Genomic DNA, 24,853 nt, shown 5'->3' with positions numbered 1-24,853 from the left:
CGCAAGCCCCGCACTTAGCACTTGTCTGCCCGCAGCGCGCTGGCAGGATGCGCGCGTTACCCACCCAGAGGTTTTGTATCCATGAAGTATTCCTCTCTGCTCCTGCTTTCCCTGAGCCTGGCCAGCGCCGGGGCATTCGCCGGCAACACCGAAGCCGGCGTCGGTGGCGCCCTCGGTGGCGCGCTGGGCTCGGTGGTCGGCCAACAGGTCGGCGGTGATACCGGCGCCGCGATTGGTGCCGGGCTCGGCGGCGCAGCCGGCAGCGCGGTCGGCGCAGACAAGCGCAACCGCACCGAAGCAGCCATCGGCGGCGGCCTGGGGGCGGCGGGCGGCAATGTGCTCGGGCAGAAGGTTGGCGGTGATACCGGCGGGGTGATCGGCGCCGCCGTCGGCGGCGGTGCCGGCGGTGCGCTGGGCAATGCCTATGGCGACAGCGACGATGGGCACGACAGCGATCGCCACCGCCATGACAGCGACGACCACCACCACGGCAAGAAGCACAAGAAACACAAGAAACATCGCCATCACGATCACGACGACTGATCGGCAGACACAAAAAAGCCCGCGATTGCGGGCTTTTTCTTGGGCTGCGAAATCAGATCCCTTCGCGGCGCAGGGCCGACGCGGTGAAATCGCTCTTGTTCAGCTTGACGTTGAAGTCGTACATCGGCTCGTTGTTGTCGAGGCCGTCGACGAAATAACGGTCACCCTTGAAGTCATAGATAGTTTCCAGGGTGCTGCCAAACATCGGTACGTCGTAGTAGCTGATCGGATGGGCTTCCTGCAGACCAACCAGGGCACCCGTCTTGTCGTACAGGTCGACGGCGAGGATCTGCCAGCTGTCTTCATCCAGGTAGAAGCGACGCTTGGCATAGGGGTGGCTGTGGCCCTTGCGCAGATCGGCCTCGACAACCCAGACGCGGTGCAGCTCGTAGCGCAGCAGCTCGGGGTTGACGCTCTTGGCCTGGAGAATCTTCTCGTAGGGGATGCCTTTCTGGTGCACGGCATAGCTGTTGTACGGCATCAGCATTTCCTGCTTGCCGACCAGCTTCCACTCGTAGCGATCCGGGGCGCCGTTGTAGGCGTCGACCACGTCGGCGGTGGCCATGCCGTTGGTGTCCGGCTGCATGGCCTCATAGGCCAGCATCGGCAGGCGACGTACGCGCCGCTCGCCACGGCTGAAACGCCAGGCCTTGCGGATCGCCAACACCTGGTCGAGGGTTTCCTGGACCACCAGCGAAGAGCCGGACAGCTTGCTCGGTGCGGTCACCACGTACTTGTAGAAGAACAGGGTGTTATCCAGATCGGCCGGGGTGACCCCTTCACGGCCATAGATAAACAGAACGTCGCGGTCGCGCTTGAGCAGGGTGTAGTCACCGTTGGCCAGCACCGCCGCCTGATTGGTGATCATGCGGATCTGGTCACCGCGGTAACGCATGATGTGGTTCCAGATGGCCTCGGTGCCATTCTGCGGGAACGGGAACGGGATGCCGGCAGCGGTACCTTCAACCCCATTGCCACCGGAAATCATGCTGGCATTGCTGGCGTTGTAGCGCGTGGCGTCATAGATGCGCTGGGGCGCGGCGGCGCTGCGATGTGTCGGGTAGATGCTCAGAAAGTAGCCCGGATGCTCTTCCAGCAGCTTTTGGAAACCCGGAGCTAGCTGGGCCTTGTACTGCGCCTGGTTGCTGGCGTCGACACGATAGACTGGCTTATCGGCCGCATAAGGATCGGGGTGGTGCATGCCCGGCTGAAAACTGGCCGGCGGCGTACTCAGGCCACCATCCCAGGGCGGAATGGTGCCGGCAGCGTTACCGGCACGCTCACCACCCAACGGCATCAGGTCTTGCCCCAGACGGGCAGCCTGGGCGGCATCAACGCGCGCCTGGGCAGGCAGCGCGGCGGCTGCCAACAGCAAAATTGCAATGGTTCTCAACACAGCGATCTCCTCGCAGCACGTCGTACGCGCCGCTGTTCTTTTTCTAAAGCCAGTGTAGGCCGCACTTGCAGATAGCTATCGGGGTGAGGTCAACGCCATCCTGGCGCCGGGTGGACCCGGTCGGTTTTACCCTGCTCCGCAGGGGCTGTTGATTCAGTCTATACGCTGGAACTTGAGATCCCAGACGCCGTGACCGAGGCGTTCGCCACGGCGCTCGAACTTGGTCACCGGGCGTTCGCTCGGCCGCTCCACGCAACGCCCATCGGCCGCCAGGTTGCGGTAGCCAGGCGCCACGTTCATCACTTCGAGCATGTGCTCGGCATACTGCTCCCAATCAGTCGCCATGTGCAGCACGCCACCGATCTTCAGTTTCTGCCGCACCAGTTCGGCGAAGGCCGGTTGGACGATGCGACGCTTGTGATGACGCGATTTGTGCCAGGGGTCTGGAAAGAACAGTAGCAGGCGATCGAGACTGGCATCGGCCACGCAATCGCGCAGCACTTCCAAAGCATCGCAGCTGTACACGCGAATGTTGCTCAAATTCTGCGTGAGCATGCCGTTGAGCAACGCGCCAACGCCCGGCTTGTGCACTTCCACGCCGATGAAGTCCTGCTCCGGCGCGGCAGCGGCCATCTCCAGGGTGGCATGGCCCATGCCGAAACCAATCTCGAAGGTGCGTGGCGCGCTGCGGCCGAATACCTGGTCGAAATCGCGCAGGCCATCTTCCAGCTGCAGGCCGAATTTCGGCCAGCCCAGATCGAGGCCACGTTGCTGGCCTTCGGTCATGCGCCCGGAGCGCATGACGAAACTCTTGATCGCGCGGTGCGGGCGCTCGGCAGCGCCGTCTTCGACCGGCTCGACTACTTCACTCATCGGATTCTCTTACTTGATCAAACCATCCAGCGGCGACGATGCGCTGGCATAGAGTTTCTTCGGCATACGCCCGGCCAGATAGGCCATGCGCCCGGCGATGATCGCGTGCTTCATTGCCGCGCCCATCAGGATCGGGTTCTGCGCATGGGCGATGGCGCTGTTCATCAGCACCGCCTCGCAGCCCAGTTCCATGGCGATGGTGGCGTCGGAAGCCGTGCCCACACCGGCATCCACCAGCACCGGCACCTTGGCCTCTTCGAGGATGATGCGCAGGTTGTAGGGGTTGCAGATGCCCAGACCGGTACCGATCAGGCCAGCCAGCGGCATCACCGCAATGCAGCCCATATCGGCCAGCTGACGGGCAATGATCGGGTCGTCGCTGGTGTACACCATCACGTCGAAGCCTTCCTTGACCAGCACTTCGGCGGCCTTGAGAGTTTCGATCACGTTGGGGAACAGGGTCTTCTGATCGGCCAGCACTTCCAGCTTGACCAGCTTGTGGCCGTCGAGCAGCTCGCGGGCCAGGCGGCAGGTGCGCACTGCTTCGCTGGCGTCATAGCAGCCGGCGGTGTTGGGCAGGATGGTGTAGCGCTCGGGGCTGATCACGTCGAGCAGGTTGGGCTCGCCGGGGTTCTGGCCGATATTGGTCCGGCGCACGGCCACGGTGACGATCTCGGCTCCCGAGGCCTCGATGGCCAGACGGGTTTCTTCGAGGTCCTTGTACTTGCCGGTGCCCACCAGCAGGCGCGACGTATAGGTGCGCCCGGCCAGAGTAAAGGGCTTGTCGATGATGGCGCTCATGGCAACTCCTCGCGGGCGGACTAGCCGCCGCCGATAGCGTGGACGACTTCCAGCTGGTCGCCGTCGCGCAGAACCGTGCTGGCGTGCTGGCTGCGCGGCACGATATCCAGATTGAGCTCGACCGCCACCCGCTTGCCGAGCGCATCCAGGCGTACGAGCAGGTCTGCGACGGTAACGCCGTCCGGCAGCTCGAAGGGTTCGCCGTTCAGTTGGATGTGCATGGCTGGGCAGTCAGAACATGAAAGGGTCGGCATTCTAGCCCGATCACGGGCAGCGACCAAGGTATATGGCCACCATTCATCTGCATGATAGTGGCCCTGAGCCTTGGCCGTTCAGTCGCGGTTCAGAACCTGTCTACGATCTCGCGAGCTAGAGTCAGGCAAGGCAAAAACAGGCGAGGAAGCGCAGTTTACGAGCTGTAAATGAGCATTCCGAGGCTGTTTTTAACGCAGCATGGCCGACGCGCAGCAGATCGTAGGCAGGTTCTCAGGCCCCGCGCCAGGCCGCCAACCCCAGGCATAGCCAGCCGCCGAGAAAGGCCAACCCACCCAGCGGCGTGATCATGCCGAGCTTGCCGATGCCGCTGAGGGTCAAGGCATACAGACTGCCGGAAAACAGCAGAATGCCCAGGGCAAACAAGCTGCCTGCCGCCGCCAGCAGACGGCCCGGCAGATGCGCGGCCAGCAAGGCCACGCCGAACAGCGCCAGGGCATGCACCAGTTGGTAGTGCACGCCGGTCTGGAACACCGCCAGGTACTCGGCACTCAGGCGCGCCTTGAGTCCGTGGGCGGCAAAAGCGCCCAGGGCGACCCCGGTGAAACCGGCGAAGGCCGCCAGCAACAGAAAGATGCGAAGCATGAATCACTCCCGGACAGAGCCAATGTGGCCGCTATAATGGCCTGCCCCCAGCCTTCGGCCAAGCCAGCCCATGCTCCGTCGCCTATTTCGTCGCCTGTTCAAACTGCTGCTGTGGTTCGTCGTTGGCTCGGCGCTGCTGGTGCTCGCCCTGCGCTGGATCGACCCGCCGGGCACGGCATTGATGGTCGAGCGCAAGATCGAGTCCTGGCTGGATGGCAAACCCATCGATCTGCAACGCAGCTGGCGGCCCTGGCAGGAACTGCCAGACGATTTGAAAATTGCGGTGATCGCCGCCGAAGACCAGAAGTTCGCCGAGCACTGGGGCTTCGACCTCGCGGCCATCCAGAAGGCCATGGCGCACAACGGCAAAGGCGGCAACCTGCGCGGCGCCAGCACCATCAGCCAGCAGGTGGCGAAGAACCTGTTCCTCTGGTCCGGCCGCAGCTGGCCACGCAAGGCACTGGAAGCCTGGTTCACCGGCCTGATCGAGCTGTTCTGGCCGAAACAGCGAATTCTCGAGGTGTACCTCAATAGCGTCGAGTGGGGCGACGGCGTGTTCGGCGCGGAAGCTGCCGGGCGCCATCACTTTGGTGTCGGCGCGCCCTATCTGTCGCGCCAGCAGGCCAGCCTGCTGGCCGCCGTACTGCCCAACCCGCGTGCCTGGAACCCACGCCGACCGGGGCCGCACGTGAGCCGCCGGGCTAATTGGATCCGCAAGCAGAGCTATCAGCTGGGCGGCAGCCACTACCTCAAGCAGCTGGCCCGGCCGTTGCCGGACTGGTGGCCGCAGTGGCTGCCACGCCCCTGAGCTTTAACAGACCCCAGGCGATCAGCGCCTGGCCGGTGAAGTAACAGCTGACGATCACCAGTACCGCATGCGGAAACGCCTGGATGAACTTGTTCACCCCGATCAGCGAATCGGCGATGACGAACAACATGGCGCCCAGCCACAGCGGCCCCGGCCGTTCCTCGACCCGCGCCGCGCTCAGCGCCATGGCCAGAAGGCAGGCGAAGTAGAATGCCACCGGCACCTGCAGCGCGCCGGTGCCCGGCAGCATCCACAGGGTCATGCCGATGGCATAGGCGATCACCGGCAGGCTCCACAACCAGCGCCAGGAGCGCCCACGCCCCAGCAGCAAGAAGCCGCCGACGAAAGCCACTTGGTTGACCAGGAAGGCCAGCAGCGCCTGAATAAACAACCCGTCGCGGTTGCCATAGTCGAGGAAGAAATCACCCGCCGCAGCCGCCACGAAACCCAACCCCAGCCAGCGCCCGGCAGCACCCGGATGAGCCAGCCAGACCAGCCAGGCGAACAGCAGCATCGGCAGCGGCTTGAGCAGCCAGCTCAACGGGTAGGGTTGGAACGGAATCAAGGCGATGTACAGATAGCCGAGCAGCAGGGCGAGGAAATACGGCCAGCGAGAGGCGATGGGCATGTCAGGCTCCGGTTTTTGTTATCTGCCGCGATCCTGCACCGCCACGCCCACCACCTCCAGCCTCGGCACGCCATTCATGCCGGCCGCAGGCGTCAGAAAACCCAGGCAGAAAAAAGCCGCACCTGGGTGCGGCTTTGCGAGCGTTATTAGAACGTGCTCACGAGTTCGCGAGCTAGAGCCAGACAAGGCGCTACGCCAGTAACAGCCTCCGGCTGGTCAAAATGGCCGAGGGAGCGGAGTTTACGTGCAGTAAATGAGCATCCCGAGGCCGTTTTTAACGCCGGCTGGCCGACGCGCAGCAACTCGTGGGTACGTTCTACGCCTGAATCGAGCCTTTCAGCTTGTTCATGGCGTTCTTCTCCAACTGGCGAATACGTTCGGCGGAGACGTTGTACTTGGCTGCCAGGTCATGCAGCGTGGACTTCTCCTCGGCCAGCCAGCGCTGGTAGAGGATGTCGCGACTGCGCTCGTCCAGGCCTTCCAGGGCTTCGTGCAGGCCGGCGCTGGAACTGTCACTCCAATCGGCGTCTTCCAGCTGGCGGGCCGGGTCGTAGCGATGGTCTTCCAGGTAATGGGCTGGCGAGTGGAAGGCGCTGTCGTCATCGTCATCGGCGGCCGGGTCGAAAGCCATGTCATGGCCTGACAGGCGGCTTTCCATCTCGCGCACTTCGCGCACCTCGACACCCAGGCTATCGGCCACAGCGTGCACTTCATCGTTGCTCAGCCAGGCCAGACGCTTCTTCTGGCTGCGCAGGTTGAAGAACAGCTTGCGCTGCGCCTTGGTGGTGGCGACCTTGACGATGCGCCAGTTACGCAGGATGAATTCGTGAATCTCGGCCTTGATCCAGTGCACCGCGAAGGACACCAGACGCACGCCCATCTCCGGATTGAAGCGTTTGACCGCCTTCATCAGGCCGACGTTGCCTTCCTGGATCAGGTCGGCCTGGGCCAGGCCGTAACCGGAGTAGCTACGGGCGATATGCACGACGAAGCGCAGGTGCGCCAACACCATCTGCCGGGCAGCCTCGAGATCCTGATGATAGAAGAGGCTGCCGGCCAGCTCGCGCTCCTGCTCGGGGGTCAGCAAGGGAATGCTGTTCACCGCGTGCACGTAGGCCTCCAGGTTTGCACCGGGGACTAGGGCATGGACAGGTTGCAGGGCTGTGGTCATGTAAAACCTCCAACTTTCAAAGCGGCCAGCAGTTTAGCACTGCGACCTCCGACTGCAAGAGCCTGGAAAAGTTCCCTTACAGTCTAGAAAATACAATAAAAACAGACACTTACTATCTTGGCGCGAGTTCACTCAAGTGTCGAGCCACCGCCAGCCAGGCGCCAATATAGCCCAACAGCACCGCGCCGAGCAGCAGCGACAGCGCGTCATCGGTCGGCACCCCGGCCAGGGCGAAATCACTGCCATATAGGCCGGCCAGGCGCACCACCGCGTCATTCAGCCAGTCCAGACCGAAGGCCAACACGGCCCAGGCCAGCAGGCCGGCGCCGACGCCATACAGCGCGCCCATATAGAGGAAGGGCCGGCGCACATAGCCATCGGTGCCGCCGACCAGCTTGATCACCTCGATCTCGCTGCGGCGATTCTCGATATGCAGACGAATGGTATTACCGATCACCAGCAGCAGGGCCAGTACCAGCAGCAGGGTCAGGCCGAAGACAAAGTGCTCGCCGAGCTTGAGGATCGCCGACAGGCGCTCGACCCACAGCAGGTCGAGCTGCGCCTGCTCCACTCCGGGCATTTCCGAAAGGTTCTGCCGTAGCGCTTCCAGGGTCGGCTTGTCGACTTCCTTGGGCGTCACCACCACCACGCCGGGCAGCGGATTGTCCGGCAGCTCGCGCAGGGCCTCGCCGAGGCCGGACTGCTGCTGGAAGTCGGCCAGGGCCTGTTCGCGGCTGATCCACTCGGCGCTGGCCACATCGCCCATGCCGGCGATCTCGTCGCGCAGTTGCTGGCCGGCGGCATCGCTGGTTTCCAGTTTGAGGTACAGGGAAATCTGCGCCGCGCGCTGCCAGGAGCCACCGAGACGCTCGACGTTGTCCAGCAGCAGCGACAGGCCCATTGGCAGGGACAGGGCAATCGCCATCACCAGACAGGTGAAGAAGCTGCCAATCGGCTGGCGGGCCAGGCGGCGCAGGCTGTCGAGCAGGCTGCTGCGGTGACTTTCCAGCCAGGCGTGCAGCAGGGTGGAGAAATCCGGGCCGTGATCGACCGGTTTGTCGGCCTTGGCCTTGACCGCGCCGACCCGTTCGGCGGCCTTGGGGTTGCGTTGTTCGCTCATCAGCTGGCCTCTCCGTCGCCAATCAGGCGGCCGCGTTGCAGGGTCAGCATGCGGTGGCGCATACGCGCGATCAGCGACAGGTCGTGGCTGGCGATCAGCACCGTGGTGCCCAGACGGTTGATGTCTTCGAACACGCCCATGATCTCGGCCGCCAGGCGCGGGTCGAGGTTACCGGTGGGTTCGTCCGCCAGCAGCAGGGCCGGGCGATGCACCACGGCGCGGGCGATGCCGACGCGCTGCTGCTGACCGGTGGACAGGTCGGCCGGCGACTGCTCGGCCTTGTCGGACAGCGAGACGCGCTCCAGCGCCGCACCGACGCGCTTGCTGATCTCCTCCTTGGAAAGGCCGAGGATCTGCAGCGGCAGGGCGACGTTGTTGAACACGCTGCGGTCGAACAGCAGCTGGTGGTTCTGGAACACCACGCCGATCTGCCGACGCAGGAAAGGGATCTGTGCATTGGTGATGGTCGACAGGTCCTGCCCGGCCAGCAGCAGCTTGCCGGTGGTTGGCCGCTCCATCGCCAGCAGCAGGCGCAGCAGGGTCGACTTGCCGGCGCCGGAGTGGCCGGTGACGAAGAGGAACTCGCCCCGGCGCACGCGGAAACTCAGTTCGTGCAACCCGACATGGCCATTGGGATACCGCTTGCCGACCTGCTCAAAGCGAATCATGCGCGCTCCTTCTCCGCAAACAGGGCCTGGACGAAGTCCTGCGCGACGAAAGTGCGCAGGTCGTCGATGCCCTCACCGACGCCGATATAGCGGATCGGCAGGCCGAACTGCTTGGCCAGGGCGAAGATCACCCCGCCCTTGGCGGTGCCGTCCAGTTTGGTCAGGGCCAGGCCGGTGAGCGGCACGGTCTGGTGGAACTGCTTGGTCTGGTTGATGGCGTTCTGCCCAGTGCCGGCGTCCAGCACCAGCAGCACTTCGTGCGGCGCCGTGTCGTCCAGCTTGCCGATCACCCGGCCGACCTTCTTCAGCTCTTCCATCAGATTGTCTTTGGTGTGCAGGCGCCCGGCCGTGTCGGCGATCAGCACGTCGATGTTGCGGGCCTTGGCCGCCTGCACCGCGTCGAAGATCACCGAGGCGGAGTCGGCGCCGGTGTGCTGGGCGATCACCGCGATCTGGTTGCGCTCACCCCACACCTGCAGCTGCTCGACCGCAGCGGCGCGGAAGGTGTCGCCGGCGGCGAGCATGACTTTCTTGCCCTCACCCTGCAGCTTCTTGGCCAACTTGCCGATGGTGGTGGTCTTGCCCACGCCATTCACGCCGACCACCAGGATCACGTAGGGCTGCTTGCTGCTGTCGACCAGCAGCGGCTGCTCCACCGGCGCCAGCAGGCCGGCCAGTTCTTCCTGCAACGCTTTGTACAGCGCATCGCTGTCGGCCAGCTCCTTGCGTGCCACGCGCTTGGTCAGGCTCTGCACGATGGCGGTGGTCGCCTCGACGCCGACGTCGGCCATCAGCAGGCGGGTTTCCAGTTCGTCGAGCAGGTCGTCGTCGATCGCCTTCTTGCCGAGGAACAGACTGGCCATGCCCTCGCCCAGACTGGCGCTGGTCTTCGACAGGCCTTCCTTGAGCCGGGCAAACCAGCCGCCCTGGTTGTCGCCAGGTTTGTTCTGTTCCAGTTGCGGCGCCAGCTCGGGCTCGACCGGCACGACGATGACTTCGGCCACCGGCTCGTGCACGGCATGGGTAACTTCGGCGCCGGCATTGATGCGGAACCGCGAGAAGGCCGGCTTGGCGGGCTCGCCGGCAGCGGGAGCAGCGGCGGTAACGGGCGTAGAAGCTGGCGCAACGGGCGCTGCGACGACGCTGGACTCGGGCGCAATGTTGGCCGGCACCTCGGCAACCGGCGCGGGGACGGCTTCGACCGGCGCAGGAGCTGCAACGGGCTCAAACCGCGGAGTGAAGGCCTGTAGCTCGACCGGGGCCACAGGTGGCACTACGGCGACTTCCACCACTACCGGTGCAGCAACAGGCTCGACGAGCGGTGCGGCCACTGGTGGCTCGACCGGAGCGACGACAACTGGCGCTGCAGGAACCTCGGCCAGCACAGTCGGAGCTACCGGCTCGACGACAGGCACAAGCGGCGCAGTAACCGCAGTCGACGCTTCGACAGGCGCAGCCGGGGCCGTAGTCTCTGTCGTAGTTGCGCTGGGTGCCGCCGGCGTCAGTTCGTCCGGCTTTTTGCGCAGCCAGCCGAACAGTGATTTCTTTTCCCCGGCCTCGGCCGGAGCCTTGCCAGCCGGGGCTGGCGACTGCTTGTCGTCGTTGGAACCAAACATGGGTCGTTTGTATCTCAAATGAGCCGCGCAACAGGCTGCAACAGCCACTGCGCCGCCCCGGAAAAGGATGCGGTATCCTAGCACCTCTTCGCCCGCCGGCGGTACGACCGCCCGGGCTGTCTGACAGGTTCCAAATCAATGAATCGACTCGCCCGCCGCTGCGCCGGCCTGCTATTGACTGCCTTGTGCGCGCCACTGGCCCTGCACGCCGCCGAAAGCCAGCCGACCCACGAATTCAAACTGGCCAACGGACTCAAAGTCATCGTCCGCGAGGATCACCGCGCCCCCGTGGTGGTCTCACAGCTCTGGTACAAGGTCGGCTCCAGCTACGAGACGCCCGGCCAGACCGGCCTGTCCCACGCCCTCGAGCACATGATGTTCAAGGGCAGCCGCAAGCTTGGCCCCGGCGAGGCCTCGCGCATCCTGCGCGAGCTCGGCGCCGAGGAAAACGCCTTCACCAGTGACGACTACACCGCCTACTACCAGGTGCTGTCGCGTGATCGCCTGGCCGTGGCCTTCGAGCTGGAGGCCGATCGCCTGGCCAGCCTCAAGCTGCCAGCCGACGAGTTCGCCCGAGAGATCGAGGTGATCAAAGAAGAGCGCCGCCTGCGCACAGACGACAAGCCCAGCGCTCTGGCCTACGAGCGCTTCAAGGCCATGGCCTACCCCGCCAGCGGCTACCACACGCCGACCATCGGCTGGATGGCCGACCTCGAGCGCATGAGCGTCGAGGAGCTGCGCGCCTGGTACCAGACCTGGTACGTGCCGAACAACGCCACCCTGGTGGTGGTCGGCGATGTCGGCAAGGACGAAGTGCAGCAGCTGGCCGAGCACTACTTCGGCGCCATCCCCCAGCGCCCCGTGCCGGCGGCCAAGCCCCCGCGCGAGCTGGCCGAACCCGGCGAGCGACGCATCAAGCTGCATGTGAAGACGCAGCTGCCAAGCCTGCTCTACGGCTTCAACGTGCCCGGACTGGCCACCGCCAAGGACGTGCGCGAGGTGCACGCCCTGCGCCTGATCAGCGCCCTGCTCGACGGCGGCTACAGCGGCCGCCTGCCGACCCGCCTGGAACGCGGCGAGGAACTGGTGTCCGGCGCGTCGTCCTGGTACGACGCCTTCGTCCGTGGCGACAGCCTGTTCATCCTCAGCGCCACCCCCAACGTGCAGAAGGGCAAGACCCTGGAGCAAGTGGAAGCCGGCCTGTGGCGCCAACTTGATGACCTCAAGCGCAACCCGCCGAGCGCCGAGGAACTGCAGCGAGTGCGCGCCCAGGTGATCGCCGGACTGGTCTACGAGCGCGACTCGATCACCAGCCAGGCCACCACCATCGGCGAACTGGAAACCGTCGGCCTGTCCTGGACCCTGATGGACCAGGATCTCGCCGCTCTGGAGGCGGTGACTGCCGCCGACATCCAGAAGGCCGCGCAAACCTACTTCACCCGCAGCCGCCTGAGCGTGGCCCGTGTACTGCCCGAGCAAGCCGCCATTGAAGGAACCCAGCCATGACTGAACGCAACGGCATGCGTTACGCCATCGTCGGCCTCGTCACCCTGCTGCTGGTCGGCCTGCTGACCTTTATCGCCAGCCGCAGCGCCCAGGCGCCCACAGAGGTTGCCGAAAGCGCCCAGCTGGAATCCCTGGCCAACCTCGATGGCCAGGCCCTCAGCCGCCGCCAGCTGGAGATCCAGACCTGGCAGACCGCCGAAGGCGCCAAGGTGCTGTTCGTCGAGGCGCGCCAGCTGCCGATGTTCGATCTGCGCCTGACCTTCGCCGCCGGCAGCAGCCAGGACAACGGCGTACCCGGCCTGGCCGCGCTGACCAACGGCATGCTCAACGAGGGTGTACCGGGCAAGGACGTCACCGCCATCGCCGAAGGCTTCGAGAGCCTGGGTGCCCAGTTTGGCAACGGCGCCTTCCGCGACATGGCCATCGCCAGCCTGCGCAGCCTGAGCGCAAAAGAGCAGCGCGAGCCCGCGCTCAAACTGTTCGAACAGGTGATCGGCCAACCGACCTTCCCCGAGGACTCGCTGGCGCGGATCAAGAACCAGCTGCTGGCCGGCTTCGAATACCAGAAGCAGAACCCGGGCAAGCTCGCCGGCCTGCAACTGTTCGAGCGCCTGTATGGCAACCACCCCTACGCCCACCCGAGCGAAGGCACCGAGCAGTCCGTCCCGGCCATCAGCACCGCCCAGCTACGCGCCTTCCACCAGCAGGCTTACGCGGCCGGCAACGTGGTGATCGCCCTGGTCGGCGACCTCTCCCGCAGCGAAGCCGAAGCCATGGCCAGCGAAGTGTCCGCCGCCCTGCCGAAGGGCCCGGCGCTGGCCAAGATCGCCCAACCCGAGATGCCCAAGCCCGGCCTCAGCCATATCGAGTTCCCGTCTCAGCAGACTCACCTGATGATCGCCCAGCTCGGCATCGACCGCCGCGAGCCGGACTACGCCGCGCTGACCCTGGGCAACCAGATCCTTGGTGGCGGCGGCTTCGGCACCCGGCTGATGGAGGAAGTGCGCGAGAAGCGCGGGCTGACCTACGGCGTGTACTCCGGCTTCAGCGCCATGCAGGCGCGCGGGCCGTTCATGATCAACCTGCAGACCCGTGCCGAACTGAGCGCCGGCACCCTCAAGCTGGTGCAGGACCTGCTCAGCGACTACCTGGCCAGCGGCCCGACGCAGAAGGAACTGGATGACGCCAAGCGCGAAATGGCCGGCAGCTTCCCGCTGTCCACCGCGAGCAACGCCGATATCGTCGGCCAGCTCGGCGCCATGGGTTTCTACGACCTGCCGCTGACCTACCTGGAAGACTTCATGGCCCAGGTGCAGAGCCTCAGCGTGGAACAGGTGAAAACCGCCATGGCCAAGCACCTCGACCCGCAGGCCCTGGTGATCGTCACCGCCGGCCCGACCGTGGCGCAGAAAGACCTGCCGCCGCCCACTGACAAACCTGCCGCGCCACCCGCAGGCATCCCGGAGCACTGATGCGCAAGCCCAGCCCCAAACACGAAGACACCGGCAGCGGCCAACTGCGCATCATTGGCGGCGAGTGGCGCAGTCGCCAGTTCAGCTTCCCCATGGCCCACGGCCTGCGCCCGACCCCCAACCGGGTGCGCGAGACGCTGTTCAACTGGCTGGCACCCTATGTCGCCGGCGCCCATGTGCTGGACTGTTTCACCGGCAGCGGTGCGCTGTACCTGGAGGCCCTGTCGCGCGGCGCCAGCAGCGCCCTGGCCCTGGACAGCAACCACAGCGCCATCGCCAGCCTACGCCAGACCCTGGCCACGCTGAAATGCAGCAATGGCCAGCTGCTGCAAACCAACGCCCTGCTGCACCTGGAAAACCAGGCAGCCACGCCCTACGACCTGGTCTTCCTCGATCCGCCGTTCGGCCAGAACCTGCTGCAGCCGGCCTGCACCCTGCTGGAAGAGAAAGGCTGGCTGGCCAAGGACGCCTGGGTCTACACCGAAAGCGAAGCAGCGCCCTCGACCCTGGCCCTGCCCGGTAACTGGCGCCTGCACCGCGAACAGAAGGCCGGCCAGGTGTATTACGCGCTGTGGCAACGCGGCTGACATGGCGGAAAAGGCCAGCGCCGTGAAGGATTTCATCTACGCCAATCTGCCCTACCTGCTGTTGGCGCCCCTGGCTCTGGCCCTGCTGCTGGCCGAACAGGAAATCGGCTTTGCCGCCTCCCGCAGATTCTGGGAACCATCGGAAGGCCTGACTCTGGGCCTGACGGTGCAGCGGATGATCGCCGCGCTGCTCCTCGTCTTCGCTGTCCGCAAGATATGGCTCAACACCCGCCGCTAAGCCCGTAGGGTGGATGACGCCTTGCTCATCCACCAGAGCGCCGCTCGGTGGATCGATGAAGCGCGATCCACCCTACCGAGGCCCTGTACCATTCGCCCGGCCAATGGTGCTTCTGTTTTACCCCGCCACGCTCTAGCCTGACGTTTTAAGCCCGCATAACCGCCGATGAACAACGACTTCCAACCCGCCTGGTGGCTAGGCAATCCGCACCTGCAGACTCTCTGGGGCTCGCTGTGCCGTCACGCGCCGCTGCTGCAACGCCAGCGCGAACGACTGTGGCTGGACGATGGCGATTTTCTCGACCTCGACTGGCATGGCCCGCACGAAGCCAGTGCGCCGCTGGTACTGGTGCTGCACGGCCTGACCGGCTCCTCCAGCTCGCACTACGTGCTCGGCCTGCAACAGCAGCTAGCGGCCCAGGGCTGGGCCAGCGTGGCGCTGAACTGGCGTGGCTGCTCGGGCGAACCGAACCTGCTGCCACGCGGCTACCACTCCGGCGTCAGCGAAGACGTGGCGCGGGTAATCCAACACCTGCAGGCCCAGCGCCCATTGGCGCCGCTGTATGCGGTGGGCTATTCGCTGGGCGGCAATGTGCTGCTCAAGTACCTCGGCGAAAGCGGCGAAGACTCCGGCCTGCAGGGCGCCGTGGCGGTTTCCGTGCCCTTTCGCCTGGATCACTGCGCCGAACGCATCGATCGCGGCTTCTCCAAGGTCTACCAGGCGCACTTCATGCGCGCCCTGGTCGCCTATGTGCGCGACAAGCAGCAACGCTTCGTCGATGAAGGCCACCACGAGCGCCTGGCGGCGCTGGAAGCTCTCGGCCCACTGGAGGGCATGCGCACCTTCTGGGATTTCGACGGGCGCTTCACTGCGCCGCTGCACGGTTACGCCGATGCCGACGACTACTATCGTCGCGCCTCCAGCCGCTATTACCTGGACCGGATTCGTACGCGCGCGCTGATCATCCAGTCCAGCGACGACCCCTTCGTTTTCCCCCACAGCGTGCCGCAAGCTCACGAACTGTCAGCCAGCACCCAGCTGGAACTGCATGCGCGCGGCGGTCATGTCGGTTTTATCGGCGGCTCATTGCGCCAGCCTGATTACTACCTGGAGCGGCGCATTCCCCTCTGGCTGGCCGGACGCCAGCCTGCGAACTGAAGGCCGGCTAGACCTGGTCAAGTGCCATGCCACACCGGCTCTAGCGGCGCAGCCTGCCTCCTTGATACGTGCAGAGGTCATTCAGCTCACACTTTCAGAAGTGCTGAATCCACATGCGCAGCGTCTGCGGTAATCTCAGCCCAGCACTGCCGGCAGTCTTCAGCCAAGCAGTCAAATCCACCGATTGCTCACGAGCCGGACAGCAGCTGGAAAGACCTGCGCTGCCAACGAACGCACAGGACACGCCACCAGGCCTTTGTCATCCGATTGCAAACAGACAACCTCAGCATGCTCGACGGACAACGGCGCAACCTGTCGATCGAGATCGCCAAGCGCCGCCGATACGCCCTGTTCGGCGCCAGGAAAACCTGTGTGCGGATCCTGCCGGCAACGCCGAGGGGCTTTCTGACCGGTCTGCTCGGACGGTTTCGTGACTGAGGTGCGTGCCTGATGAAGATTGCTATTGCCGGTCTTGGCTACGTCGGCCTGTCCAACGCTGTATTGCTCGCCCAGCAGCATGAAGTGGTCGCCCTGGATATAGACGCGCGCAAGGTCGCAATGCTCAACCGCCGGCAATCACCGATTGCCGACGCCGAGCTGGAGCGCTACCTGCGCGACAAACCACTCAACTTCCGCGCCACTCTGGACAAGCAAGACGCATATGCCGGGGCAGATTACGTGGTCATCGCCACGCCATCGGACTACGACCCGCAGACCGGCTGTTTCAACACCCAGTCCATCGAAACGGTGATCGACGACGTCATGACCATCAACCCTGACGCGGTCATGGTCATCAAGTCGACGGTGCCGGTGGGCTACACCCTGAAAACCAGCCAGCGGCTGGGCTGCGACCAGCTCATTTTCTCGCCGGAGTTTCTCCGTGAAGGGCGCGCGCTGCATGACACCCTGCACCCGTCACGCATCGTGGTCGGCGAGCGCTCCGGCCGCGCCCAGGTGTTCGCCGACCTGCTGCAACAGGGCGCCATCACCCAGGACGTGCCGGTTCTGCTGACCGACGCCACGGAAGCCGAGGCCATTAAGCTGTTCGCCAATGCCTACCTGGCCATGCGCGTTTCCTACTTCAACGAGCTGGACACCTATGCCGCCACCCATGGCCTGGACAGCCGGCAGATCATCGAAGGCGTCGGCCTCGACCCGCGCATCGGCAATCACTACAACAACCCATCCTTTGGCTATGGCGGCTACTGCCTGCCAAAGGACACCAAGCAGCTGCTGGCCAACTACCGCGACATCCCGCAGAACCTGATCCACGCGATTGTCGAGTCGAACAGCACGCGCAAGGAATTCATCACCGAGGACATCCTCAGGCGCCAGCCACGCACCGTCGGGGTCTTCCGCCTGATCATGAAAAGTGGCTCGGACAACTTCCGCGATTCCAGCATCCAGTGCGTCATGCAACGCCTGAAGAGCAGAGGCATCGAGATCCTGATCTACGAGCCGACGCTAGAGCAGGCCGAATACGATGGCTCGCTGCTGATCCGCGATCTCGAGCAGTTCAAGCGCGAGGCTGACGTCATTCTCAGCAACCGCATGACTGCGGCCCTGCAGGATGTGGCCGGGAAGGTCTACACCCGCGATCTGTTTGGCTGCGACTAGCAGGCCTACCTGACGGGCACCCCGTCTCAGCCCAGCACCTGCTCCAGCGGCACATGCAGGCGCTGCAGCAGGGCCGTCACCGCCGGGCGCGCGGCTGGGCTGACGTGACCACTTTCCAGCGCCAGCACCTGATAGATACCGCGCCGCATCAGCTCTTCGCTGAGGTCGCCAGGGTTGCTGCGGATCGAGCAGAGGAAGCGCACCCAGGAGGTGAGGATGATCCAGCTGTTGAAGGTCAGCGCCTCGACCTGCTCATCATTCATGTCCAGGATGCCGCTTTCGACGAAACCTTTGTATACCGAGGTGGCGCTGGCCATGCAGCGGCGGGCGAAGTCCCGGTAGCGCGCGGCCAGCTCGGGGTCGGTTTCCAGCAGGTGTTCCAGGTCGCGATGGAGGAAGCGGTAGTGCCACATCGCCGCCAGCAGCGCTTCCAGGTAGAAGGTCTTGTCCTCCACCGTCAGCGCGCGCCCGTCGGGGCGGCGCAGGAACATGTCGACGCGGCTTTCGTACTGGGCAAACAGCTCGGCGATGATCGCCTGCTTGTTGCGGAAGTGGTAATACAGGTTGCCCGGCGAAATCCCCAGGTGCGCGGCGAGGTGATTGGTGGTCACGCTGCGCTCACCCTGGGCGTTGAACAGCTCCAGGCTGGCTTCGATGATGCGCTCGCGGGTTTTGTTCTTCGGGGCCATGGTTTGGTTCGACAGGCGGAAAGAAAGTAAAAGTACAGGGCTGCGGATCATCTGACGACCGGGCAGCAGACTATTTGACACTTTAGAGCAATTACTCTAGAAATGGCATCTGTCTTTTCACTCCACCTCGTGAGGATACCTTCATGGTTGCCGATATCGCCTACCTTCAGCAGAGCCAGCAACAGATCAACCAGCTGGAACCCCTGCTGGGCGCCCAGCGCGCCGCCTATCGCAGCAACCCGATGCCCGCGGCCGAGCAGCGCCGCGCCTGGCTCAAGGCCCTGCGCGAACAGCTCCTCAGCGAGCAACAGGCACTGATCGATGCCGTCTCCAGTGATTTCAGCAACCGCGCAGCCAGCGAAACCCTGCTGGCCGAGATCATGCCCAGCCTGCACGGCGTCGACTACGCCAGCAAACGCCTGGGCAAGTGGATGAAACCATCGCGGCGCAGTGTTGGCGTGGCCTTCCAGCCGGCCAGCGCCAAGGTGGTGTACCAGCCACTGGGCGTGGTTGGCGTGATCGTGCCGTGGAACTACCCGCTGTACCTGGCCTTCGGCCCGCTGATCGGCGCCCTCGCGGCCGGCAACCGGGTGATGATCAAGATGAGCGAGTCGACCCCGGCCACCTCACAGCTGGTCAAGGACCTGCTGGCCAAGGTCTTCCCCGCCGACCTGGTCAGCGTCGTGCTGGGTGAGGCCGACGTCGGCCAGGCGTTCTCCCGCCTGCCCTTCGATCATCTGGTGTTCACCGGCGCAACCAGCATCGGCAAACACGTGATGCGCGCCGCTGCCGACAACCTGGTGCCGGTGACCCTGGAACTGGGCGGCAAGTCGCCGGCCATCGTCAGTGCCGACGTGCCACTGCAGGACGCCGCCGAACGCATCGCCTTCGGCAAGACCATGAACGCCGGGCAGACCTGCGTGGCACCGGACTACGTGCTGGTACCGCAGGAGCGCGTGGAAGGCTTTATCGCCGCCTACCGCAGCGTGGTGCAGCGCTTCTACCCGACGCTGGCGAACAACCCGGACTACACCGCGATCATCAACGAGCGCCAGCTGAGCCGCCTCAAGGGCTATGTCAGCGACGCCGAAAGCAAGGGTGCGCAGGTCATCCCGCTGCTCGGCGACGATCAGGGCCGGCGCATGAGCCACAGCCTGGTGTTGAATGTCAGCGACGACATGAAGCTGATGCAGGACGAGATCTTCGGCCCCCTGCTGCCGATCGTGCCGTACCAGCGCATCGAGGACGCCTTCGCCTACGTCAACGACCGCCCGCGCCCGCTGGCGCTGTACTACTTTGGCTACGACAAGGCCGAGCAGCAACGCGTGCTGCACGAAACCCACTCCGGCGGCGTGTGCCTCAACGACACCCTGCTGCACGTGGCCCAGGACGACATGCCGTTCGGCGGCATCGGCCCTTCCGGCATGGGCCACTACCACGGCCACGAAGGCTTCCTGACCTTCAGCAAGGCCAAGGGTGTGTTCATCAAGCAGCGCTTCAACGCCGCCAAGTTCATCTACCCGCCCTATGGCACCGGCATCCAGAAACTGATCAACAAACTGTTCGTGCGCTAAGTCACCGGGGTGAAAACAACAATGAACGACACCTCCCTCGCCGCGCCGCAGCTGTCGCGCCGCGGCCTGCTCAAGATCGGCCTGTTCGGCACGGCCGTCCTCGCCACCGCCGGCGTCACTGCCACCCTTAGCGGTTGCTCGGCCAGCGTGCCGGCCAGCGGTTTCCAGGTGCTGCGCGCGAGCGACATGCCATTCCTGCGCGCGCTGATTCCGGTGGTGCTGGAGGGCGCGGTGCCCGCCGACGGCATGCCGGCCGCCATCGAAGGCACCTTGCAAAGCATCGACCTGAGCCTCAGCTACCTGTCGCCGGAACTGCTCAAGCTGACCGTGCAGCTGTTCGACGTACAGGCCATGGCGGTGACCCGCGGCCCGCTGACCGGCATCTGGGGCAGCTGGGAAAATGCCAGCGCGGCCGACATCCGCCACTTCCTCGATCGCTGGCAGAACAGCTCGCTGGACCTGCTGCGCATGGGCCACGCCTCGCTGCTGCAACTGGTGCAGATGGCCTGGTATTCGCGCGCCGAGTCCTGGGGCCATTGCGGCTATCCCGGCCCGCCGCCGTACGCGCTGTAAGCCTGTGCACGCCCTATAACAAGAGAATCGACATGCCCGTACCTGACATTTTCCGTGAAGGCCTGGCCAAAGGCTGGGTCACCTACGACGGCTCGCGCCTGGAAAAAGACCTGCTGCTGGAAGCCGACGTGGCCATCGTCGGCAGCGGCGCGGGCGGCGGCACCACCGCCGAAATCCTCAGTGCCGCCGGGCTCAAGGTGCTGCTGATCGAAGAAGGCCCGCTGAAGACCAGCAGCGACTTCAAGATGCAGGAGGCCGATGCCTACCCGCAGCTGTACCAGGAAGGCATCGGCCGCATGAGCAAGGACGGCGCCATCACCATCATGCAGGGCCGGGCGGTAGGCGGTACCACCTTGGTCAACTGGACCTCCAGCTTCCGCACCCCGGAGCCGACCCTGCAGCACTGGGCCGAGGCGCACAACGTCAAAGGCCATGGCGCCGAAGAGATGGCCCCCTGGTTCGCGCAGATGGAACAGCGCCTGGGCGTCGCTCCCTGGGCCATGCCGCCGAACGCCAACAACGCGGTGATCAGCGCCGGCTGCGACAAGCTCGGCTATGCCTGGAAGATCATCCCGCGCAATGTGCGCGGCTGCTGGAACCTCGGTTATTGCGGCATGGGCTGCCCGGTCAACGCCAAGCAGTCGATGCTGGTCACCACCATCCCGGCGGCCCTGGACAAGGGCGGCAGCCTGCTTTATCTGGCGCGTGCCGAACGCCTGCTGTTCGACGGCGAGCGCGTCGCCGGCCTGGAATGCTTAGGGATGGATGAACGCAGCGTGGCGCCCAATGGCCGCCGCATCATGGTCAAGGCGCGCCACTACGTGCTGGCCGGCGGCGGCATCAACACCCCGGCCCTGCTGCTGCGCTCGCAGGCGCCGGACCCGCATGAGCGCGCGGGCAAGCGTACCTTCCTGCACGTGGTGAACTTCTCCGCAGCGCAGTTCGAACAGGTCATCAACCCCTTCTACGGCGCCCCGCAATCGGTGTACTCCGACCACTTCCAGTGGACGGACGGCGCCACCGGGCAGATGTCCTACAAGCTCGAAGTGCCGCCGCTGCAGCCGGCGATTACCGCCACCATGCTCGGCCGCTTCGGCGTCGACAACGCCCTGCGCATGGAGCAACTGCCGCACACCAACGTGATGCTGGCGCTGATGCGCGACGGCTTCCACCCGGACAGTGCCGAAGGCACGGTGGAGCTGCGCGGCGATGGCACGCCGGTGCTCGACTACCGCATGACCGACTACACCTGGGACGGCATCCGCCGGGCCTTCCACAGCATGGCCGAGATCCAGTTCGCCGCCGGCGCCAAGGCCGTGCTGCCGCTGCACGCCGATGCCGACTACGTGAAAAGCCTGGCCGAGGCGCGCAGCCTGATCGACCGCCTGGATCTGGCGCTGTTCCGCACCCGCCTGGGCAGTGCCCACGTGATGGGCGGCTGCGCCATGGGTGAAGACCCGCGCATAGCAGTCACCGACAGCCTGGGCCGCCATCACCAGCTGGAGAACCTGTCGATCCACGACGGCTCGCTGTTCCCCACCAGCATCGGCGCCAACCCGCAGCTGTCGATCTACGGCCTCACCGCCAAACTTGCCACGCTGCTGGCTGAACGCCTCAAGGCCTGAGGCCGCCCATGAACAAGCTGATCGCCGCCCTGCTGCTGGTCGCCGCTGTCATCCACCTGCTGCCGCTGGCCGGCGTGCTGGGTGGCGAGCGGCTCAACAGCCTGTACGGCCTGACGCTGGACGAAACCAACCTGCAACTGCTGATGCGCCACCGCGCCGTACTGTTCGGCCTGCTCGGCACCTTGCTGGCGACCGCCGCGTTTCTCCCGGGGCTGCGGCCACTGGCCCTGGGCGCCGGCTTGCTCAGCGTACTCAGCTTTCTCCTGCTGGCCTGGGGCGAGCCCGGCTACAACGCGGCCGTGCGCCGTGTGCTGCTGGCCGACTGGATCGCTCTAGCCTGCCTGTTGCCGGCACTCGCCCTGCACCTCTGGCAAGGCCGCACCCTCTCCGGCTAAGAACCTGTTTACGAACTCCTGACTGTCGGCCATACCGCGTTAAAAACGGCCTCGGAATGCTCATTTACAGCCCGTAAACTCCGCTTCCTCGGCCGTTTGATTCGCTGGCGCTCACCCTTCGGGCCAGCCTACGGCTGTTACTCCCGTTGGTCGTTGCGCCTTGTCTGGCTCTAATTCAGAAGCCCGTAAGCAGGTTCTAAGTCCACTGGCTTGGCCCTGGCGACCTGCTGCGCTACCATCCGCGACTCCTACCGCTCCGAACAGGACGATGCGATGAATCGAGTGTTGTACCCGGGCACCTTCGACCCCATCACCAAGGGCCATGGCGACCTGGTCGAGCGAGCCGCGCGCCTGTTCGACAGCGTGATCATTGCAGTGGCTGCGAGCCCGAAGAAGAACCCGCTGTTCCCCCTGGAGCAACGCGTCGAACTGGCCCGCGAAGTCACCAAACACCTGCCGAATGTCGAGGTCATGGGGTTTTCTACCCTGCTCGCACACTTCGCCAAGGAACAGGGCGCCAATGTGTTCCTGCGCGGCCTGCGCGCGGTCTCCGACTTCGAGTACGAGTTCCAGCTGGCCAACATGAACCGCCAGTTGGCGCCGGACGTGGAAAGCATGTTCCTCACCCCCTCGGAAAAGTACTCCTTCATCTCCTCGACCCTGGTGCGCGAAATCGCCGCCCTCGGTGGCGATATCAGCAAATTCGTCCACCCGGCAGTGGCCGAAGCTCTGGCTCAGCGTTTCCCGCTCTGAGACCGACACGGGCGGGGCGGCCACAGGTCGCTCCGCGCATGGCGTACAACCCGCCAATCCGGCACAATTCCCCCTCACTTGCTTAAGAATGTCGCGGCCATGGCCACGGCAGGAGTTGTTCCATGTCCCTGAAGATCACCGACGACTGCATAAACTGCGATGTCTGCGAACCCGAGTGCCCCAACGCCGCCATTTCCCAGGGTGAGGAGATCTACGTGATCGACCCCAACCTGTGCACCGAATGCGTTGGCCATTACGACGAACCGCAATGCCAGCAGGTCTGCCCGGTGGACTGCATCCCCCTCGACGAAGCCCATGTCGAGAGCAAGGACGAACTGATGCAGAAGTACCTGATCATTACCGGCAAGGCCTGATCCCGGTTTGAGCGTCCATACTGAGTGACCGAGGGCCCGCGGGATGCGGGCAGACTGCAATCCCACTCAAGACTTCCCTGCCATGACTTTGCCGATCCGCCTGCTGGCTAGCCTGCTGCTGATCTCTGCGCTGGGCGCCCAGGCCGCCACTGCACCGCAACAAGCAGCCGTCGCCACTGCGCACCCCGCCGCCACCGTCGCCGGCCTGGAAACCCTGGCCCTGGGTGGCAATGCCTTCGATGCCGCCGTGGCCATCAGCGCCGCGCTGGCGGTGGTCGAACCCTACGGCTCGGGCCTGGGCGGTGGCGGCTTCTTCCTCCTGCGCCAGTCCGGCGAGCAGCCGACCTATCGCTTCTTGGATGCCCGCGAGCGCGCCCCATTGGCCGCCCATCCCGATCTCTACCGACGCGATGGCCAGGTGCAGCGCGAACTGTCGCTGAACGGTGCGCTGGCCGCCGCCATTCCAGGGCTACCCGCCGCGCTGGTGGTGCTGGCCGAGCGCTATGGCAAGCTGCCCCTACGCGATTCGCTGGCACCGGCCATCCGCCTGGCCCGTGACGGGGTCGGCATCGACCGGGTCTATCGCGAGCGTGCCGAGTGGCGCCTGCAGGCCCTGCAAGCCGACGCAGAGAGCGCGCGGATCTTCCTTGAACAGGGGCGAATCCCTGCCGAATTCGGCCTGCTGCGCCAGGCGGACCTGGTGCGTACCCTGGAACGCCTGGCCCGTGACGGCCATGCCGGCTTCTACGGCGGGGAAACCGCACAGAAACTGATCGCCGCGGTCCGCGCTGCCGGCGGCATCTGGAGTGCCCGCGACCTGGCCAAGTACCAGGTCGTCGAGCGCCTGCCACTGCGCTACCCGCTGGCTGACGGCCGCGAGCTGATCAGCGCACCACCGCCCTCCGCCGGTGGCGTGGCCCTGGCGCAGAGCCTGGCCATGCTGCAGCAGCTGCCGTGGCGCAAGGCCGGCGAGATCCAGCGCAGCCATTACGTGGTCGAGGTATTGCGCCGCGCCTATCGCGACCGTGGCCAGCTCGGCGACCCTGACTTCGTGCATAACCCACTGCCCCAGCTGCTGGCTCCCGAGTACCTGCAGCGCCTGGCCAAAGGCATCGAGCTGCAGAACGCCACACCCAGCGTCAGCCTGCCAGCGGCGCCGAGCTGGCGCGAAGGCGACCACACCACCCACTTCAACGTACTGGATCGCGACGGCAATGCGGTGGCCGCCACCCTGTCGATCAACCTGCCATTCGGCGCGGCCTTCACCGTGCCCGGCACCGGCATCCTGCTCAACAACGAAATGGACGACTTCGCCGCCGACCCGCAAGGCAGCAACACCTACGGTCTCAGCGGCAGCCAGGCCAACGTCGTGGCCGCCGGCAAGCGCCCGCTGTCGAGCATGAGCCCAACCTTTATCGAGAGTGCGGACGAGCTGGCAGCCTTCGGTACGCCAGGCGGCAGCCGCATCCCCAGCATGGTGCTTCTGGCGATCCTCGACTATCTGGACGAGCGTCCGGTGAGCGAGTGGCCGGCCCGCCCGCGCTACCACCATCAGTATCAGCCGGATGTCATCGAGCACGAGCCGAACGCCTTCAGCGCCAGCCAGATAAGCACCCTGGAAATGCGCGGCTACCAGCTGAAGAAGCTGGAGCGCCGCTATGGCAACCAGCAGGTGCTGCTCTGGCACAAGACTGACGGCAAGGTCGAAGCGGCCAGCGACCCGCGCGGCATCGGCCAGGCACAGTTGTGGGAATAATCGGGCAGCCACAAAAAAGCCGGTCGAATGACCGGCTTTTTTCTGCAGCGAAGA

The 24,853-nt window shown here is 65.0% G+C and carries 27 protein-coding genes; 16 read left to right on the top strand and 11 right to left on the bottom strand.

Translation table 11 applies throughout. The features are described from left to right. The first annotated feature begins 81 nt into the window (after positions 1–81). On the top strand, positions 82–543 hold the full coding sequence (locus tag HNE05_RS01380) for a hypothetical protein (protein ID WP_173211323.1): 462 nt from the start codon (positions 82–84) through the stop codon (positions 541–543). A gap of 52 nt (positions 544–595) precedes the next feature. Here the strand turns inward: HNE05_RS01380 and HNE05_RS01375 are convergent, their stop codons facing one another. The 5 genes from HNE05_RS01375 to HNE05_RS01355 form a co-directional block, all read right to left on the bottom strand. Continuing rightward, positions 596–1,939 carry a DUF1329 domain-containing protein gene (locus HNE05_RS01375; protein WP_173211321.1) on the bottom strand — a complete coding sequence of 448 codons (1,344 nt, stop codon included), beginning with the start codon at positions 1,937–1,939 and terminating at the stop codon, positions 596–598. 153 nt (positions 1,940–2,092) lie between these two features. Continuing rightward, positions 2,093–2,812, bottom strand: a complete 720-nt coding sequence (gene trmB, locus HNE05_RS01370) for a tRNA (guanosine(46)-N7)-methyltransferase TrmB (protein WP_173211319.1) — start codon at positions 2,810–2,812, stop codon at positions 2,093–2,095. A 9-nt stretch (positions 2,813–2,821) separates the two neighbouring features. Further along, positions 2,822–3,613 (bottom strand): thiazole synthase, encoded by a 792-nt coding sequence (locus tag HNE05_RS01365; protein WP_173211317.1) that lies wholly within the window; start codon positions 3,611–3,613, stop codon positions 2,822–2,824. A gap of 20 nt (positions 3,614–3,633) precedes the next feature. Beyond that, positions 3,634–3,834 carry a sulfur carrier protein ThiS gene (gene thiS, locus HNE05_RS01360; RefSeq protein WP_173211315.1) on the bottom strand — a complete coding sequence of 67 codons (201 nt, stop codon included), beginning with the start codon at positions 3,832–3,834 and terminating at the stop codon, positions 3,634–3,636. Between the two features lie 265 nt (positions 3,835–4,099). Then, on the bottom strand, positions 4,100–4,471 hold the full coding sequence (locus HNE05_RS01355) for a DUF423 domain-containing protein (protein WP_173211313.1): 372 nt from the start codon (positions 4,469–4,471) through the stop codon (positions 4,100–4,102). A 70-nt stretch (positions 4,472–4,541) separates the two neighbouring features. On the opposite strand from HNE05_RS01355, the gene mtgA reads away from it, so the two are divergent. Next, on the top strand, positions 4,542–5,279 hold the full coding sequence (mtgA, locus tag HNE05_RS01350; protein WP_173211311.1) for a monofunctional biosynthetic peptidoglycan transglycosylase: 738 nt from the start codon (positions 4,542–4,544) through the stop codon (positions 5,277–5,279). Here mtgA and HNE05_RS01345 read toward each other — a convergent pair. From HNE05_RS01345 to ftsY, 5 genes are all read right to left on the bottom strand, one after another. Next, entirely contained in the window at positions 5,221–5,907 is a 687-nt protein-coding gene (locus tag HNE05_RS01345; protein WP_173211309.1) for a lysoplasmalogenase, read from the bottom strand. The genes mtgA and HNE05_RS01345 overlap by 59 nt on opposite strands. Before the next feature lie 316 nt (positions 5,908–6,223). After that, the gene (gene rpoH / locus HNE05_RS01340) at positions 6,224–7,078 is read right to left on the bottom strand and encodes an RNA polymerase sigma factor RpoH (RefSeq protein ID WP_173211307.1); all 855 of its coding nucleotides are present in this window, start codon (positions 7,076–7,078) and stop codon (positions 6,224–6,226) included. 112 nt (positions 7,079–7,190) lie between these two features. Next, positions 7,191–8,198 (bottom strand): permease-like cell division protein FtsX, encoded by a 1,008-nt coding sequence (gene ftsX / locus HNE05_RS01335; protein ID WP_173211304.1) that lies wholly within the window; start codon positions 8,196–8,198, stop codon positions 7,191–7,193. Continuing rightward, on the bottom strand, positions 8,198–8,866 hold the full coding sequence (gene ftsE / locus HNE05_RS01330; protein WP_160076924.1) for a cell division ATP-binding protein FtsE: 669 nt from the start codon (positions 8,864–8,866) through the stop codon (positions 8,198–8,200). The genes ftsX and ftsE overlap by 1 nt, the downstream gene beginning before the upstream one ends. After that, positions 8,863–10,482, bottom strand: coding sequence for a signal recognition particle-docking protein FtsY (ftsY, locus tag HNE05_RS01325; RefSeq protein ID WP_173211302.1), 1,620 nt, complete (start codon positions 10,480–10,482; stop codon positions 8,863–8,865). The genes ftsE and ftsY overlap by 4 nt, the downstream gene beginning before the upstream one ends. Before the next feature lie 138 nt (positions 10,483–10,620). On the opposite strand from ftsY, the gene HNE05_RS01320 reads away from it, so the two are divergent. The 7 genes from HNE05_RS01320 (at position 10,621) to HNE05_RS01290 (ending at position 17,060) form a co-directional block, all read left to right on the top strand. Then, positions 10,621–11,988 carry a M16 family metallopeptidase gene (locus tag HNE05_RS01320; protein WP_173211300.1) on the top strand — a complete coding sequence of 456 codons (1,368 nt, stop codon included), beginning with the start codon at positions 10,621–10,623 and terminating at the stop codon, positions 11,986–11,988. After that, positions 11,985–13,460: a M16 family metallopeptidase gene (locus tag HNE05_RS01315; RefSeq protein ID WP_173211298.1), complete on the top strand. Its 1,476-nt coding sequence runs from the start codon at positions 11,985–11,987 to the stop codon at positions 13,458–13,460. Before HNE05_RS01320 ends, HNE05_RS01315 begins: the two co-directional genes overlap by 4 nt. Then, positions 13,460–14,047: a 16S rRNA (guanine(966)-N(2))-methyltransferase RsmD gene (gene rsmD, locus HNE05_RS01310; RefSeq protein WP_173211296.1), complete on the top strand. Its 588-nt coding sequence runs from the start codon at positions 13,460–13,462 to the stop codon at positions 14,045–14,047. Before HNE05_RS01315 ends, rsmD begins: the two co-directional genes overlap by 1 nt. 1 nt (position 14,048) lies before the next feature. Next, positions 14,049–14,285 carry a hypothetical protein gene (locus HNE05_RS01305; protein WP_240008796.1) on the top strand — a complete coding sequence of 79 codons (237 nt, stop codon included), beginning with the start codon at positions 14,049–14,051 and terminating at the stop codon, positions 14,283–14,285. Between the two features lie 165 nt (positions 14,286–14,450). Beyond that, the gene (locus HNE05_RS01300) at positions 14,451–15,443 is read left to right on the top strand and encodes a hydrolase (protein ID WP_173211294.1); all 993 of its coding nucleotides are present in this window, start codon (positions 14,451–14,453) and stop codon (positions 15,441–15,443) included. 288 nt (positions 15,444–15,731) lie between these two features. Then, positions 15,732–15,881, top strand: a complete 150-nt coding sequence (locus HNE05_RS01295; RefSeq protein WP_173211292.1) for a hypothetical protein — start codon at positions 15,732–15,734, stop codon at positions 15,879–15,881. Between the two features lie 12 nt (positions 15,882–15,893). Further along, positions 15,894–17,060: a nucleotide sugar dehydrogenase gene (locus tag HNE05_RS01290; protein WP_173211290.1), complete on the top strand. Its 1,167-nt coding sequence runs from the start codon at positions 15,894–15,896 to the stop codon at positions 17,058–17,060. 26 nt (positions 17,061–17,086) lie between these two features. Here HNE05_RS01290 and HNE05_RS01285 read toward each other — a convergent pair whose 3' ends face one another. Continuing rightward, positions 17,087–17,749: a TetR/AcrR family transcriptional regulator gene (locus HNE05_RS01285; RefSeq protein ID WP_173211288.1), complete on the bottom strand. Its 663-nt coding sequence runs from the start codon at positions 17,747–17,749 to the stop codon at positions 17,087–17,089. A gap of 143 nt (positions 17,750–17,892) precedes the next feature. Here HNE05_RS01285 and HNE05_RS01280 point away from each other — a divergent pair, with 143 nt between their 5' ends. The 7 genes from HNE05_RS01280 to ggt all read left to right on the top strand — a co-directional run bounded on the left by HNE05_RS01280 (position 17,893) and on the right by ggt (position 24,799). After that, positions 17,893–19,323, top strand: coding sequence for a coniferyl aldehyde dehydrogenase (locus HNE05_RS01280; protein WP_173211286.1), 1,431 nt, complete (start codon positions 17,893–17,895; stop codon positions 19,321–19,323). Positions 19,324–19,344: 21 nt separating this feature from the next. Next, positions 19,345–19,896, top strand: a complete 552-nt coding sequence (locus HNE05_RS01275) for a twin-arginine translocation pathway signal protein (protein WP_173211284.1) — start codon at positions 19,345–19,347, stop codon at positions 19,894–19,896. Positions 19,897–19,928: 32 nt separating this feature from the next. Then, positions 19,929–21,521, top strand: coding sequence for a GMC family oxidoreductase (locus tag HNE05_RS01270; protein ID WP_173211283.1), 1,593 nt, complete (start codon positions 19,929–19,931; stop codon positions 21,519–21,521). Between the two features lie 8 nt (positions 21,522–21,529). Continuing rightward, positions 21,530–21,916, top strand: a complete 387-nt coding sequence (locus tag HNE05_RS01265) for a phosphopantetheine adenylyltransferase (RefSeq protein WP_173211280.1) — start codon at positions 21,530–21,532, stop codon at positions 21,914–21,916. Positions 21,917–22,189: 273 nt separating this feature from the next. Continuing rightward, entirely contained in the window at positions 22,190–22,669 is a 480-nt protein-coding gene (coaD, locus tag HNE05_RS01260; protein ID WP_173211278.1) for a pantetheine-phosphate adenylyltransferase, read from the top strand. Between the two features lie 122 nt (positions 22,670–22,791). Then, on the top strand, positions 22,792–23,043 hold the full coding sequence (locus tag HNE05_RS01255) for a YfhL family 4Fe-4S dicluster ferredoxin (RefSeq protein WP_173211276.1): 252 nt from the start codon (positions 22,792–22,794) through the stop codon (positions 23,041–23,043). Positions 23,044–23,125: 82 nt separating this feature from the next. After that, a complete protein-coding gene (gene ggt, locus HNE05_RS01250; RefSeq protein ID WP_173211274.1) occupies positions 23,126–24,799 on the top strand; it encodes a gamma-glutamyltransferase in 1,674 nt (557 codons plus the stop codon). Positions 24,800–24,853: the final 54 nt, after the last annotated feature.

It is taken from the genome of Pseudomonas campi (assembly GCF_013200955.2).
In the GTDB taxonomy this organism is placed as follows: domain Bacteria; phylum Pseudomonadota; class Gammaproteobacteria; order Pseudomonadales; family Pseudomonadaceae; genus Aquipseudomonas; species Aquipseudomonas campi.
Note: the sequence above shows the minus strand (reverse complement) of the source record. Positions and strands in the feature narration are given on the sequence as shown.